Here is a 15,231-nt window from a genome sequence, read left to right as displayed (position 1 = left end):
GTTGATTACTTGTTAGCGATCGCAACATCTGAATTATTGTGTATTGCAACCAATATAATATTAGTTAAGTTTTTGAAACAGCAGTAATAGTTTTTTCTAATGACTGCAATGCTGTGATTAATTTCTCTTTTTGAGGTTTAGAAGCTTTGAGTTCTCCTGTAACCTCATCCAGATTTGTCTCTATAGTTTCATAATTACTACTAGATTTAGCTTTAATACCATCCTCAACTTCTTTCCAAGCATCTTCAAATTTGTCAAATTCTTTTTTAGCTTGAACAAAGTCGCCAGATGTAACTGCGGTTTTAGTTTTGGATACTATGGTTAGTAAACTACTATTACCTGTAGTGGATGTCGTTGCTGGGGCTGATGCTACGCTAGCATTAGGAGTTATGTCCGGGGTGGTAGCTTGTTCGGGACTAGTGCAGCCTACCAAAGCTAGCAAGCTTATACCTACAACGCTCGATATTAGGTTAAAACCCTTCATGGTAAAACTCCTCGATTAATTAAGTTGTAATTATTGTACTGTAATCTACAAAGCTAAAATTTGATCAATGACACTTCAAGAATACCAATTACTAGAACTATTCCTGCGTAATAATTGTAATGTATCTGGCTTTTGTACAAAAAGCTGATGGAGAATGCCCTTAAAGATAATACTTTTTCTAGAAGCTTACTATGAAACGAGCCTTTCGTAAGTATCACCGCATCATTGGCATCATCATTTGTTTACCTTTAATATTAACTGTATTCACTGGAATGATGACGACTATTGTTAAGGAATGGCCTATTAATACTGGACTTTCTTCCAATCTCCTGTTAAAAATCCACACAGGAGAAATATTGCATTTAGAAGCAATTTACCCAATTTTGAATGGATTGGGACTGATTGCATTGCTGGTAACAGGAATGAGTATGTCTGGATTATTTGATCGCAAAAAACGGCGCACCATGAATAATTAAGATTAGCATAAAAAAGCCCCCGGTAGAAATACCGGAGGTTTATATAATACCATTTCACCTGATGTTTGTCCGAGATGCTCCTTTTGCGCCTCTACTTAGATAAGAGACTGGAGTATTTCTCAAATATTCCAGCAAAAAGTGATCAGGTATAAATATTAGCCAACATTTGCCAAGAGCAATTCTCGTTTTTCTGATTTTCGTACTCTTACCTGAGAGTCATCATCAACATCGATAATCGCTGTGTCGCCATCTGTAATTTCACCAGATAGCATTGCTTCGGCGAGAGAATCTTCTAGGAGGCGGACAATTGCTCGGCGTAATGGTCTAGCACCGTAACTAGGGTTATAGCCTTCTTGTACCACACGCTCTTTGAAGCGATCGCTAACTTCTAGAATAATTCCTTTTTCCGTCAAGCGACTAGCAACATCGCGGAGCATAATTTCAGCGATTTGCTTAACTTCATCCCTAGAAAGCTGGGTGAAGACGATAATCTCATCAAGACGGTTGAGAAATTCAGGACGGAAGTAAGCTTTCAATTCCTCATTTACCAGTGTGCGGATGCGGTTGTAACTAGCGTCGGCTTGAGTGTCGAAGTCAAAGCCCAAGCCACTACCACCTTTTTCAATCACCTTGGAACCGATGTTGGAAGTCAAAATAATCAGTGTGTTCTTGAAGTCCACTTTCCGACCTTTGCCATCAGTAAGTTGACCGTCATCCAAGATTTGCAGCAGCATATTGAATACATCGGGGTGCGCTTTTTCGATTTCGTCGAAAAGTAGCACTGAGTATGGTTTACGCCGCACTAATTCAGTTAGTTGTCCGCCATCGTCGTAGCCTACATAACCAGGAGGCGAACCAATTAATTTCGAGACGGTGTGACTTTCCATGTATTCGGACATATCTAAGCGAATCATCGCTTCTTCCGAACCAAAGAAATAGGCAGCCAACGCTTTAGCTAATTCTGTTTTACCAACTCCCGTGGGGCCAGAGAAGACAAAGCTAGCACTGGGACGATTGGGATTCTTTAAGCCGACGCGAGCGCGGCGGATAGCGCGAGATACAGATGTAACTGCTTGCACTTGACCGATGATCCGCTGATGCAGAGTATCTTCTAGGTGCAAGAGCAATTCTGATTCAGATTCAGTTAGCTTGTTGACTGGTACGCCAGTCCAAGAGGCCACGATTTGGGCGATGTCTTCTTCGTCAACAACGGTGGAGTTGACAGGTTGCTCGTTTTGGGTAAACGTTGCTTGCAGTTTTTCTGCGAGTTCTAATTCTTGGTCGCGCAGGGTTACAGCTTTGCCAAAATCTTGGACTCTGACTGCTGCTTCTTTAGCTTTGGTAACACCAGCGAGTTCGCGCTTTAGTTCTTTATTAGGAGAAGTCTGAGAGTTCCGCAGACGAACGCGAGAACCAGCTTCATCAATCAAGTCTATGGCCTTATCGGGTAAGAAGCGATCGCTAATATACCGATCTGACAACTCTGCTGCTGCTACAAGTGCGGCATCCAAAATTGTGACTTTGTGGTGTTGTTCATAAGCACTACGCAAGCCGTAAAGGATTTGTACGGTTTCCTCTACTGAGGGTTCCCCGACCATAATCGGCTGGAAACGACGCTCTAGGGCGGCATCGCGTTCGATATGCTTCCGATACTCATCGAGGGTAGTTGCGCCGATGCACTGGAGCTCACCTCGTGCTAAAGCAGGTTTGAGGATGTTGGCTGCATCCAAACCACCTTCTGTACCACCAGCACCAACCAGGGTATGAATTTCGTCAATTACCAGGATGATATTACCGACAGTGCGGACTTCTTCCACGACTTTTTTGATGCGTTCTTCAAAATCGCCACGGAAACGAGTTCCAGCTACCAATGACCCCATATCGAGGCTGATAACTTGCTTATCTTGTAAAGTTTCGGGAACATCTTGGTTGAAAATACGTTGAGCTAGACCTTCAGCGATCGCAGTTTTACCAACTCCTGGTTCTCCAATCAACACTGGGTTATTCTTAGTGCGGCGACCGAGAATTTGGATAGCCCGCTCAATTTCCTTCTCACGACCAACTACGGGGTCGAGTCTGCCTTCTTGTGCTAATTTGGTCAAATTCCTGCCATACTCTTCCATCGTCAGTGTTTGGGTGCGCTTTTGACTCCCACCAGCGAAAGCTGGGGCATTTTCACCCAAACGGCGAATTATGGCACTGCGGACAGCTTTGAAATCAACCCCTAGATTTTGCAGTACCTTAGCGGCGACACCTTCCCCTGCCTCGGTCAACCCCAAGAGTAAGTGTTCGGTGTTAATGTAATTCTGTCCCAGACTGTGAGCTTCTTTAAACGATTGCTCAAAGAGGCTTTTCACCTTAGGGGTAAAAGGAATTTCTGGTGGTACAAAGCCAGAACCCCTACCAATAATTTTTTCTACTTCGCGGCGGGCTTCTTTGAGGGTAACGCCCAATTCGGCCAATACTTTAGCAGCAACCCCAGTTCCTTCTCCCATCAAACCCAGGAGAATTTGTTCGGTTCCTACAAAGTTATGTCCCAGGCGACGTGCTTCCTCTTGAGCTAGCATAATTACTCTAATGGCTTCGGAAGTGAAGTGTTCAAACATAATGGGTTCTTGCTCCCTAGCTGCTTGGAATTTGGGTGAGATAAAGCTCACCCTTATCTAAAGTTTTTTGTATTTTCTTAAAGATAATGTATCTTTATTTAAAGTTGAGTGGCAGTGGTGAGAGCCGTAAGACCAAAGGTGTAGTTGCCGTCTTTGTAATCATGATGGTGAAATGGGGAGACTCTTGACCGCAGTTTCGGAGTCTCTGGCTCCGATCTTAACTCTTAATAAATCCAAAATCCTGTTACGAGTATTAGATATGACTGATGCACCCGGAGGTAAAGACCAACAACATCCTCTCTACAATCGCGATCGCCCCTCTATTGATATCTTACTCGCTCAAGAGGCGACGGACTATAACTTAGCAGAATTGGCTAGATTGCGAATGCGTTATCAAGGCTTTCCAGGGGCGAGAGACATCCAAAAAGACCTGGATAAAGTCTTGCAGCAGTGGGGTTTGACCGAAGCCGAACTTTTTGATAAAACTCGCCAAATTCACGATTTAGGGGGAGTTTACAAAAGTCGCGGTAAAAAGGAAGAGCAAGATTGGAATTAGTTATGGGGCATTGGGCATTGGGCATTGGGCATTTCTCCCTTCCGGCTCAAAGACTAAATTTTTTTAACGAACCGCAAAGGACGTATTCGCGCAGCGTCTCGTTGGCGCAGCCTCTCGTAGAGAAGAGAAGAACGCAAAGGAAGAGATAGGTAATCTTATGGCGGGAAGGGAGTAGTTATTCCCTCCAAACTCCTGTACAGACGCGATTAATCGCGTCTCCTAACTCGAAACGGGAATGACGATCGCTAATTCTGTGCCTTTGCCTAACTCAGATGTCACCGTGAGTTGCCCACCATGTTTTTCTTCCACAATCTGCCGGGAAATCGACAATCCTAAACCTGTACCTTTGCCGACTGCCTTAGTGGTGAATAAGTAACCAAACAGTTTTTGCTTGACATTCTCCGACATTCCCTGGCCATTGTCTTGAATTCGGATCAAGAGGTGATGGCGATCTTCAGACAAGGTGGTTTGAATTGTGATGCGATTGGGATTATCCTGGATTTGTTGGAAACTACGCCCTTTGTTAGATTCTTCCAAAGCATCAATGGCGTTGGCAATCAGATTCATAAATACTTGGTTGAGTTGCCCAGGAAAGCATTCTAATTGAGGTATTTGTCCATAATCTTTGACTACTTCAATTACAGGATGATCCTCATTGGCTTTTAATCGGTGGTTCAGGATGAGTAATGTACTTTCAATGCCTTCATGAATATTAAAAGGAACCTTGCGATCGCTATCTCCTCTAGAGAAGGTGCGGAGACTGACGCTGATGCCACGGATGCGATCGCTACCTTCTTTTAGGGAACAGATGAGTTTGGGTAAATCTTCTTGGAGATAGTCTAAATCAATAGTGGCGATCGCTTCTTCAATTTCTGCTCCCGCATCGGGAAAGGTTTGCCGATAAAGGCCGATTAGTGCCAACAAGTCGTGAATATATTCCTGAGCAGGTTTCAAGTTGCCTGCAATAAAATTAATTGGATTATTAATCTCGTGGGCAATAGCTGTAACGAGCTTGCCCAGTGCCGACATTTTTTCCTTTTCCACAAGACTGTTGTATTGTGACTGTTGCAGGTCGTGCAATGCTTGAGTTAATTGTGCTGTTTGTTTTTCTATGGTGATTAAATCGCGGTATGACCTTAAAGCAGCGATCGCACTTGTAATTAACTTTTGGCGAGTCAGTTCCACCTTCAGCTTATAATCATTGATGTCATAGTTAAAAATCACTGATTCTTCGGGCGCATCTCCCGGTTGTCCGGTGCGTAAAATCACCCGCACAATCTGATTTTTCAACTCTTCCCGAATATACTTAACCACCCTTAACCCAGCATCATTAGTTTCCATCACCACATCTAATAAAATAAACGCGGTATCTGGGTGAACTGCAATCAGTTTTTTGGCTTCTGTTCCCGAAAAAGCAGAGAGAAAATTTAAAGGTTTGCCCTCAAAGGTAAAACTTCTCAAAGCCAGCTTGGTTGCTTGGTGGACTTCAACATCATCATCCACAATCATCATTTTCCAAGGTTCAGAAGTCTCTTGTCCCTGACTCTCTACCTCCAACGAAGTTAAGTGAGTTTTATCACTTATCTGCTCTTGATCATCTTCAAACACGAAGACTTCATCATCTCTCGGTGAGAGAAACATATCGGTATCGTTAAGCATTGCCAACCAACTTTGTTAAAAGGAACAAGAATACTTAATAGTTTGTGGACAGAGGTAGTGTCACTGTAAATAGGGTTCCCTTTTCTACTTCACTATGAACATCAATTGTCCCTTGTAGCTTTTGAGTGACTAAGTTGTAGACAATATGCAGACCTAAGCCACTACCTCCTTTTTGCCTAGCAGTGGTGAAGAAAGGCTCAAAAATTTTGTTTAAGTTTTCTGGTGGAATACCGTAACCATCATCGCTATATTGAATCACAACAGCCTCGCCTTCTGGCTTTACCTGAATATGCAACTGCCCTGATTCGTGAAGTTGATAGCCATGAGTTAAGGAATTCATCACTAAGTTGGTGACAATTTGCGCCAAGGCTCCAGGATAGCTGTTGATTTTGACAGTTTCATCTCCTGTCACAGTCAGAGTATGGCAAGCTTGTTTGAGTTTGGGATTTAAACTGGCGACAATTTCTTCCAAATACTGCTTGACTAAAAATGTCCGGTGTTCCAAACTAGTCTGATCCACAGCTACTTGCTTGAAGCTTTGCACCAGTTCTCCCGCACGATTTAGGTTGCTGAGAATCAAGTCAGTACTTTCCTTGGCAATTTCCAGATAGTTGTTTAAGACTGAACGCTTTAATTGACCTTGTTCGACAGCCCTAATAAACGATCGCGTTTCGTCAGCTAAAGTAGAAGCAACGGTGATACTGGTGCCCACAGGTGTATTAATTTCATGAGCAACCCCAGCCACAAGACTACCCAAAGCCGCCATTTTCTCAGATTCTACCAGTTGCTTCTGGGTAACTTTCAGGTCTTGCACAGCTTGAGACAATTCTTGGGTGCGTTCAGTTACCTTTTGTTCCAAGGTGTTGTAGAGGGTAGCATTTTCAATGGAGATAGCAGCTTGGGAAGATAGCAAATTCAGAACTTCCACCCGCTCTGGTGTAAAGGCTCCAGTTGTGAGATTATTTTCTAAATAAACAATCCCGATCAATTTGCCTTGATTGAGGAGAGGAAAACTCAAGATAGATTTAGGTTGCTGTTGATGAATGTAAGAATCACGAGTGAAGTTACCTACATTAGCAGCATCGCTTAATACAACACTATCTTTGGTACGAACAACGTAATCGATAATAGCATTAGATAATATTGGTTGACTGAAGGTTTCGATGACTTTAACTGCATCTGAGTCAATTGTTCCTGATGCTGCAATCTGCCATTCTCCCTGTTGATTGAGAAGTAAATAACCCTTTTCTGCCCCAGCATTTTCGATGACGATTGTCATTAGTTTAGTCAGTAAAGTATCGAGCTTGATTTCTCGCCCCAGAATTTGCGAGGCTTTGAGGATGCTGTTTAAGTCTAAGGAAAATGATATGCTGGTACTACTGGTGGAGATGGTTTTAGAGGTGGGAAATTGAGAGTTTCTTTCGGCTTGGTTGAAAAATTGGGGATAGCGTTTTTCTAAATCTGCTACTTTGGCTTTAGCTCCCCAGCGAGTGTAGGCATAACAGGCATTGAGCAGATAATCTTGAGCAATTCTGTCTTTACCCCACTGGAGATAAAATCTGCCAGCAAGTTCATTAGCGATCGCTTGTTCGTTGAGATATTCATGAACTGTCGCTTTAGCGATCGCGCGATCGTACATCTCAATGGCCTCAGCTTTTTGTCCTAAAACTCGATGCCGTTCAGCTTCCACTAAATAAAATTTGTGCAAGAAATTTGTCGGCGCGTAGTTCGCCCAATTCTGCATTTTAGCTTGATTTGCTGTGACTTTTTCTAATAAGCCTGCTTGTGCTGACGGCAGTGCATCAGCATATAAAGCTAACGCCGTCAGAGAATCGTAAAAATTGTAAAGTGGTACGATTATGTTTCCTGTTACTGCATTTAGACACTTTTCTAACTCTTGGATATTGGCTGCGGCCTGCGGGAAATCTTGGAAAAGATAGCAGAGAATAAGCTTCGAGGAATATAAAAATGCTAGACCAGTGCGATCGTTAGCTTGCTGATGCCAGGGTAACATTTGCTCTTCCCGATAAGCTGCCCCACTTAAAAGACAAGGGTTTTCAGTTGTTTCTAGCAGATTTAAGGTTAACTGCCAATAAATAGCTAGATATTCAAAAGCCGCTTTGTTTTGGACTTGACTGAGGGAATGACTATAGTTAGCAATTTGCCGTTCAACTTCCACCAAGTCTTGGCCAATCGCCCATAAATGTATGCCATCAAAGGCCGCACAAAGACCTGAAAATTCTATATTTCCTCGGTTTCTACCAATTTGATAGGCTTCCTTTAAGGGCTTGATGGTTTTCTGGACTGGCTCTTGCCAATGGTAGATAGAAGTATTAAATACAAAGCCAATGTGACATTTGAGATGTTGAGCATCGTAGCGTTCTAACAAACTCAAAGCAAGTTGACCAAATTGATAGCCCAATGTAATCTCTCCCAAGATTCCACAGAGAATTACACCGTACATCACATAGCCAACCGTTGATAGTTCTGTATTGCCATGTTCCAGAGATAAATTCACCATCTCTAAAACAAAGAATGAGAATATCTCAGGTGCTCCCCGAAAGGCAGGTGACATGATGCTGGAAAGAATTTGCATCGCTGCTAGTTGGTGGGCTTCCCGCATTTGGGGCAGGTTGATTAGGTCTTTGACTTCCCTTCCCGCCAGATGATCTGCTGTTTGCTGTAATACTTTGCTCAGTTCTGAGTGATTTAGAGTAGAGGGGAAGTGAATTCCCAAGGCTTGCAACACTTCTAGACCAGTTGCGATCGCTGCCTGGAACTTGTTCTCAAGTGCAAGGGCTGTGATTTTAATTTCATAAACATTCACCTTGTCTAACAAAGTTTTAGCGTGTTGTAATACCTCTTCTACACATCTATTCATCTGTGTGAAGTCACCGCACACAACTGCTGCTTCTGCTGCTGACTCAAATAATGTCAAGCTCAGGTCATAGTTTGTTTGCCAAGAATCTGCTGCTAGTAATTTAATGCCGACTGAAAAATATTCCATAGCAGCTTCATAAGCAGCAGATGCTTTGGCTTTACGTCCTGCTAATAAATTTAACTTGACTAATTTGTTCTGTTCGCTTTGAGTGTTAATTAACTCTGCACCAATATTTAATTGGTTAACAATTTCAAAAATTTTCTCTTCTTGCTCTGCTGCTGATGTATTGCTCAATATCAGTCGCCCAATTTGTAAATGGGTTGCTTTCTTTTGCGCTTCTGGAATCAGAGAATAGGCAGCTTGTTGGACGCGATCATGCTGGAATTTACAACTAGCTTTTTTCTCATCCCCAAAATTTCTCAGATGATATTGATTATTTACGGGGACAATTAAACCTTCTTGTAGTGCTGGTAATAAGTTATCTAATATTTGCTTGGCTGATTGCTGAGAAATAACCGCCAAGGTGGACAAATCAAAATTATTGCCAATACAAGCAGCTAACTGCAAATTTTTCTGAGTGGCTTCTGCTAAATTAACAATTTTTGTTGTCATTAATTCTACAACATTATTGGTAATATCTTTAGCTTGAATCTGCTCTAAATCCCAGCACCACTGCTTTTTGGAATAATCAAAGCTGAGTAACATCTCTGTATAGAGAGATTTCAAAAATTCAGTGATAAAGAAAGCATTACCCTGAGTTTTTTCGTAAACCAAATTAGTTAATGTCTGACTAAAGATAGGTGAACAGCCCAATGCTTCCGCAATTAAAGCATTTACATCTTTTGGGGTCAGGTTTTCTAAATGAATCTTGGATATAGTTCCTCCCTCTTTCTCAATCTCGTCCAAAGCGATCATCAATGGATGGATAGAATCTACTTCATTATCTCGATAGGCTCCGACGATGAGTAAATTTTGAATGTTGCGATCGCCTAAAATAATCTTGAGCAGTTTTAGCGAAGCACTATCAGCCCATTGCAAATCATCAATGAAGAAAACTAGGGGATGTTCAGCCTGACAAATAGCCTTGATAAAATTTTGGAAGACTAAATTAAAACGGTTTTGGGCTTCTTGTCCAGCTACCTGAGCGACAGGAGGTTGTTCGCCAATCACCAATTTTAAATTAGGAATGACATCAATTAAAACCTGTCCATTATTGCCAACAGCAGCTAATATTTTTTCTTGCCATTGGGTTAAAACGGATTCGCTTTCAGTCAATAATTGATTGCAGAAGTCATTGAAGCCTTGAGAAATCGCGTAGTAGGGAATATTTTTTTGGTACTGGTCATATTTACCAGTAATAAAATAGCCGCGTTTGGCTGTAATGGGTTTATGAACCTCATTTACTAAAACTGATTTACCCACTCCCGAATAGCCTGCAACCAACATCAGTTCAGTTGTACCATTGCTAATGCGATCGTCCTCTGGACACGCTACGCGATCGAAAGCCGCCAATAGCGTCTCTAATTCTGGTTCCCGTCCATAGAGTTTTTGCGGAATTATAAACCGATCAGAGACATCCTGACTACCCAATGGAAACACCTCAATTTTCCCATTAGTTTGCAGTTGACACAAACATTCTTCTAAATCTGCCTGAATACCAGAAGCAGACTGATAGCGGTCTTCGGCATTTTTCGCCATCAGCTTGATCACAAGATCACAGAGGACTTGGGGAATAGGAAAAGAAACCTCACCCGAACCCTCTCCTTGGTAAGGAGAGGGTGCCGAAGGCGGGTGAGGTTTATTCATATTTGGTGCTTGTTTAGCAATATGGCAATGAATCAACACTAGAGGATCATCCCCTGCAAACGGTACTTCTCCTGTTAGTAACTTATAAAAGGTTACTCCTAAAGAATAGAAATCGCTGCGATAGTCAATCGCCCGATTCATTCGACCTGTTTGCTCAGGAGAAATGTAAGTAATAGTACCTTCTAGAACATTGGGATTTTTGAATGATTGGGTTTCTCGTGATAGAACAGTAGAAATACCAAAATCGATGATTTTAACTTGTTTGGTGTCGGAGTTAAAAACAATATTTGAGGGGTTAATATCTTTGTGAATGATATTAGCAGCGTGGATTTCTCCAAGGCTTTCGACAATAGAAATACCCAGTTCCAGAAACTGTTCTAACTCTATTTTTCCAGCTAGCTGCAATTGAGCTAAAGAACTACCGCCGAAATCTTCTAACACTAAGACTGGCCGTTGTTGGTAATTTTCCAAAGCGTAAACCTGGACAACTCCTCTGAGATGGAGATTGTGGATAATGTCATATTCACGCTGGTAACAAGCAATGCGTTCTGGCGAAGGATAAGTATCTCGCAGGGTTTTGAGAATTACAGGTTGCTCATCGGCTTCCCTGTAGCCTCGATAGATCAGAGAGTTGCTGCTGTCGTAGATTTGGTCAATAATTTTATAGCCGGAAAGCGTGAGCATAGTTTGGGTACTCCTCAAAAGTGGGTTAATGCTGTCCCCGTTACTTTGTTAGAGTTAGTGTACCCATTAGCTTGCCAGAGTTTTAAGTAGGTGCGGCGAAAATCATATCATATTTAAATGAAATAGTTGTCATTGCGATCGCTAGCCACTTCTTTACGAAAGGCTACGCCAATGCACCCGATAAAAATTGCCCAAAATTGTTAAGCTGTATTGCCTATTTCCCCATCTCCGATTGCTCCCGTTGTTTGCCATACTCCCGCAGCTGCTTCAAGAGGTCATCTTGGGATGAGTTAGGGATAGACGGACTGGGGGTTAGTTGAAGGTTGGGGTCGGTACTTTCAAAATTAGCAGGTGAGGGATTAATTACATAGACTGGTAGGGACTTGTCATTAGACATCGCCTGTTGGGTTGGTGCTGGGGTAGGAATTAAATTATTTGGTTTGCTCACAGCAGCTTTTACCGAATCTAGATTAGTGGCAACCTGCACTTGTTGCTGCATCTGTTGTGTAGAAGATACTAAATTACTTAGACCATTCACCAATTGCCGCAGATTTTGGCGGAAAGTTGGATCACCTGTCAATTCATCCAAATCAGATGTAATTTTTTGGCTGTTTTCAAATGTTACCCGTGCTGAATCTAAGGTTTGTTGCAGTAACACCATATTCTTGGGATCGTTTAAAGTCTTAGAGGCATCGCGTAAATTAGCTGAGGCTTGCGCTGCATTTGCTGAAAGAGCTTCTAAATTGTTGAGTAATTCTCCTTGAGTGAATCGATTGACAGTTGGTGATAGGCTGCTGACTGTAACACGCAGTTGATTGCTGGTTTCGGTAATATTGTTCAAAGCGCCAACCAGCGAAGAACGATTTGTTGTCAACAGATTATCCAGGTTGTTCAGCAACCGACTCGCTTGAGTTGCAGTTGCACCGAATTTATTTACTGTTTGAGTGGTAGATGCATTAAGTTGGTTTGTCGCCCGTTGGACTGAATTAGCAGTGGCTGAAAAGGTATTTAGTTGTTGTTGGAAGCTTTTAGTCAAACCTTGGAGATCCTGACTTAGCTCTGTAAAGCTGGATGCTGCGCCTGTGGTAGTTTCTAGAACTTTATTGACATTTCTATAAAATTTTGGGTCACTATATGCAGTGGATAACGCAGTTGAACTGCGAATTAGTTCATCAACACTGATGCCAACCTGACCTTTTAACCTAGAGCCATTACAAACTATGAGACTGGCATCACAATTTTTATCTAGGGGTTTAGCAATTACAACCCCAGCAGGTAACGTTGCTTTTGGTGTGATGTCAATAATACTTTCGCTAATCAATCCACTTTGATTAGCTTCCACCAGTACATTCCGGGGGATAATTAGATCTGTTTGGGCAATTTCAATCTCTACGTCAATGGCATTTAGTCTTTGCCGAACCTGGGAAATAGTTCCCACCTTAACGCCGCGATAGCGAACTAGTGCTCCCTTTTGCATTCCACTAGCGTTAACAAATTCCACAATAGCTTTATATGAACCACCAGATGCAGTGAATCTATTTAACCACAGAAAGAGTAATCCAAATACCCCTAGTCCTAGAAGGAGTAGCAACCCCACAGAGCCTTCTCTAAATGTTCGCCCAGACGCATTGGCGAAGCCTCTCGTAGAGAAGAGGTTTGTCATTAGACGTCGCATTTTTTTCCTCCACCCAATAATTAGTTATGAGTTATGAGTTGAATTTAACTTTTAACTCCTTACTCTTAACTTTCTAACTGACGAATTGAATCGGTCCTTGCACACTTCCGCTGATAAATTGTCTAATCAACGGATCTTCAGTGCTATGTATTTCACTAACTGTACCCTGCCACTGCACTCTACCTTCATAGAGAAATATCAGTCTATCAGTTGTACGGCGTATAGTACTGTCTTGGTGCGTAACAACAGCATAGGTACTACAGGCTCCGTGTGTACTTTGCAAATAGCGGATTAAATCTTCTATTACTGTTGAGGCAATGGGATCAAGTCCAGCTGTTGGTTCATCGTATAGTAAAATTTCTGCACCTTCTGTAGAACTATCGGGGTTAGACATAATTGCACGGGCAAAACTTACCCGTTTTCGCATTCCCCCGGAAAGTTCGGCTGGGTAGAGGTTGCTTATTCGTGGCAAACCTACCATCTCCAATTTTTCTTTTACCAAATCTCGAATTCGCGATCGCGGTAGCTTTGAATTTTGATAAAGTAAAAATCCCACATTTTCCTCCACCGTTAGCGAATCAAATAGTGCCGCCTGCTGAAACACCATGCCGATGCCAACCTGTTGGACACCATCTTCAATCAAACCGTCTCGCCGCACTCCTTGCACATAAATTTCTCCTTCATCGGGAGTAAGTAACCCCGCCATTATCCGTAAAATAGTTGATTTACCAGTCCCTGATGGACCAATAATCCCCAGTGCTTCTCCCCGGTAAATGGTCAAGTCTACATTCTCTAAAACTTTATGGCTACCAAAGGATTTAGAAACACCTTTGAGTTCAATCAATGGTTCAGTCATTAGTTATTAGTCATTTGTTAACCAGTGCCTTGGGTGGGTTCCCTTCTCCCGAAAGCAGAGGCTAGCGCCTGCCGTAGGATGCCCGTTCGCGTAGTTATTGGTAGTGTACTGTATGGTATATTATAAGTATATGATTAGCATTTTGATTAACAAACTTTATTTTTTTAGCATAATATTTAGTTATTTGCGATATTTAACGCCTCAGAATCCCCTCCACGTAAGATTGACGAACACACGTAGTAATTTAAAGTCTCAGTAAAAGCAAACTAATACTCCAATTTTAAATGTACATTAGTATATTCATATAATAATATAAATATACTAATTGGGGCTAGAACTACTCCGAGAAAAGCTAATATAATAAAAATTAATTAACAGGTTGAGGCAAAACATAACAATTCTAAATGACAAAATTATTCACTAATATTGTAAAAATTACTGATAAAAATCAAAGTAGAGATTATGAATAGTAATTCAGAGCAGTTTGCAAGTGATAATTCCTCTGGTATTTGTCCTGAAGCCCTGGAATATATGATTAGGGCAAATCAAGGTAGTGTTCCAGCCTATGGAAACGATGAATGGACTCAAAAAGCCACAGATTATTTTCGGGAACTATTTGAAATTGATTGTGAAGTATTTTTTACCTTTAATGGTACAGCTGCAAATTCTTTATCTTTAGCTGCTCTTTGCCAGTCATATCACAGTGTCATTTGTCATGAAACATCTCACATAGAAACAGATGAATGTGGCGCACCTGAATTTGCATCTAATGGCTCTAAACTGCTACTTGGTCAAGGTAAAAATGGTAAGTTAACATCACAGGCTATAGAGGCAATTGTTACTAAACGTACTGACATTCATTATCCCAAACCTAAAGTTATTAGCATCACACAATCAACTGAATTAGGAACTTTATATTCTATTGAAGAACTTTTAGGTATTAAAGAAATTGCGAAAAAGTATGATTTAAAGATTCACATGGATGGCGCTCGCTTTGCAAATGCAGTTGCCGCTATGAATAAAAGCCCTGCTGAAATTACTTGGAAAACTGGAGTAGACGTGTTGTGTTTTTGTGGTACAAAGAATGGAATGGCATTAGGTGAAGCCATTCTTTTCTTTAACAAAGGTCTAGCAGAGGATTTTGATTATCGGTGCAAACAAGCAGGTCAGCTAGCCTCAAAAATGCGGTTTATTTCTGCTCCCTGGTTAGGTTTATTAGAAACTGGTGCTTGGCTAAAAAATGCCAGACATGCTAATCAATGTGCTGAATACTTAGAAAATCAACTATTAAATATAGAAGGCGTTGACTTGATGTTTCCTAGAGAAGCCAACGCCGTATTTGTTAAACTACCACAACAAGTCATTCACACCTTAAAAGCAAAGAACTGGCAGTTTTATACATTTATTGGTGTGGGAGGAGTACGTTTTATGTGTTCTTGGAACACCACAAAATCAAGGATTGATGAATTGATTGGTGATATTAAGAACGCAACTATTTAAAAAATCAAATTTACAAAACCTAAAATAATAAAATAAGTAATTGATTAT

The 15,231-nt window shown here is 41.4% G+C and carries 9 protein-coding genes; 3 read left to right on the top strand and 6 right to left on the bottom strand.

All coding sequences use genetic code 11. The features are described from left to right. Nucleotides 1–64 precede the first annotated feature (64 nt). Complete coding sequence (locus ACEW80_RS05410) at nucleotides 65–484, bottom strand: DUF4363 domain-containing protein (protein ID WP_373525608.1); 420 nt, start codon at nucleotides 482–484, stop codon at nucleotides 65–67. A 191-nt stretch (nucleotides 485–675) separates the two neighbouring features. On the opposite strand from ACEW80_RS05410, the gene ACEW80_RS05405 reads away from it, so the two are divergent. Beyond that, nucleotides 676–960: a peptidase gene (locus ACEW80_RS05405; protein ID WP_373525607.1), complete on the top strand. Its 285-nt coding sequence runs from the start codon at nucleotides 676–678 to the stop codon at nucleotides 958–960. Nucleotides 961–1,115: 155 nt separating this feature from the next. Here the strand turns inward: ACEW80_RS05405 and ACEW80_RS05400 are convergent, their stop codons facing one another. Next, a complete protein-coding gene (locus tag ACEW80_RS05400) occupies nucleotides 1,116–3,566 on the bottom strand; it encodes an ATP-dependent Clp protease ATP-binding subunit (RefSeq protein WP_373525606.1) in 2,451 nt (816 codons plus the stop codon). 259 nt (nucleotides 3,567–3,825) lie between these two features. Here ACEW80_RS05400 and ACEW80_RS05395 point away from each other — a divergent pair, with 259 nt between their 5' ends. Beyond that, nucleotides 3,826–4,122 (top strand): DUF3288 family protein, encoded by a 297-nt coding sequence (locus ACEW80_RS05395; RefSeq protein ID WP_373525605.1) that lies wholly within the window; start codon nucleotides 3,826–3,828, stop codon nucleotides 4,120–4,122. A gap of 219 nt (nucleotides 4,123–4,341) precedes the next feature. Here the strand turns inward: ACEW80_RS05395 and ACEW80_RS05390 are convergent, their stop codons facing one another. From ACEW80_RS05390 to ACEW80_RS05375, 4 genes are all read right to left on the bottom strand, one after another. Further along, complete coding sequence (locus ACEW80_RS05390; protein ID WP_373525604.1) at nucleotides 4,342–5,781, bottom strand: ATP-binding protein; 1,440 nt, start codon at nucleotides 5,779–5,781, stop codon at nucleotides 4,342–4,344. A 34-nt stretch (nucleotides 5,782–5,815) separates the two neighbouring features. Then, nucleotides 5,816–11,152, bottom strand: coding sequence for an AAA family ATPase (locus ACEW80_RS05385; protein ID WP_373525603.1), 5,337 nt, complete (start codon nucleotides 11,150–11,152; stop codon nucleotides 5,816–5,818). A gap of 214 nt (nucleotides 11,153–11,366) precedes the next feature. Continuing rightward, nucleotides 11,367–12,827, bottom strand: coding sequence for an MlaD family protein (locus ACEW80_RS05380; protein WP_373525602.1), 1,461 nt, complete (start codon nucleotides 12,825–12,827; stop codon nucleotides 11,367–11,369). Between the two features lie 73 nt (nucleotides 12,828–12,900). Next, nucleotides 12,901–13,683: an ABC transporter ATP-binding protein gene (locus tag ACEW80_RS05375; protein WP_373525601.1), complete on the bottom strand. Its 783-nt coding sequence runs from the start codon at nucleotides 13,681–13,683 to the stop codon at nucleotides 12,901–12,903. 462 nt (nucleotides 13,684–14,145) lie between these two features. On the opposite strand from ACEW80_RS05375, the gene ACEW80_RS05370 reads away from it, so the two are divergent. Then, complete coding sequence (locus ACEW80_RS05370) at nucleotides 14,146–15,183, top strand: low specificity L-threonine aldolase (RefSeq protein ID WP_373525600.1); 1,038 nt, start codon at nucleotides 14,146–14,148, stop codon at nucleotides 15,181–15,183. Nucleotides 15,184–15,231: the final 48 nt, after the last annotated feature.

Origin of the sequence: Nostoc sp. (assembly GCF_041747015.1) — a bacterium.
Classification (GTDB): Bacteria; Cyanobacteriota; Cyanobacteriia; order Cyanobacteriales; family Nostocaceae; genus Nostoc.
Note: the sequence above shows the minus strand (reverse complement) of the source record. Positions and strands in the feature narration are given on the sequence as shown.

Bases quoted from the DNA above. Each gene is read 5' to 3' on its own strand.
- ACEW80_RS05410 (WP_373525608.1), bottom strand. From the start codon at position 484: ATGAAGGGTTTTAACCTAATATCGAGCGTTGTAGGTATAAGCTTGCTA.
- ACEW80_RS05405 (WP_373525607.1), top strand. From the start codon at position 676: ATGAAACGAGCCTTTCGTAAGTATCACCGCATCATTGGCATCATCATT.
- ACEW80_RS05400 (WP_373525606.1), bottom strand. From the start codon at position 3,566: ATGTTTGAACACTTCACTTCCGAAGCCATTAGAGTAATTATGCTAGCT.
- ACEW80_RS05395 (WP_373525605.1), top strand. From the start codon at position 3,826: ATGACTGATGCACCCGGAGGTAAAGACCAACAACATCCTCTCTACAAT.
- ACEW80_RS05390 (WP_373525604.1), bottom strand. From the start codon at position 5,781: ATGCTTAACGATACCGATATGTTTCTCTCACCGAGAGATGATGAAGTC.
- ACEW80_RS05385 (WP_373525603.1), bottom strand. From the start codon at position 11,152: ATGCTCACGCTTTCCGGCTATAAAATTATTGACCAAATCTACGACAGC.
- ACEW80_RS05380 (WP_373525602.1), bottom strand. From the start codon at position 12,827: ATGCGACGTCTAATGACAAACCTCTTCTCTACGAGAGGCTTCGCCAAT.
- ACEW80_RS05375 (WP_373525601.1), bottom strand. From the start codon at position 13,683: ATGACTGAACCATTGATTGAACTCAAAGGTGTTTCTAAATCCTTTGGT.
- ACEW80_RS05370 (WP_373525600.1), top strand. From the start codon at position 14,146: ATGAATAGTAATTCAGAGCAGTTTGCAAGTGATAATTCCTCTGGTATT.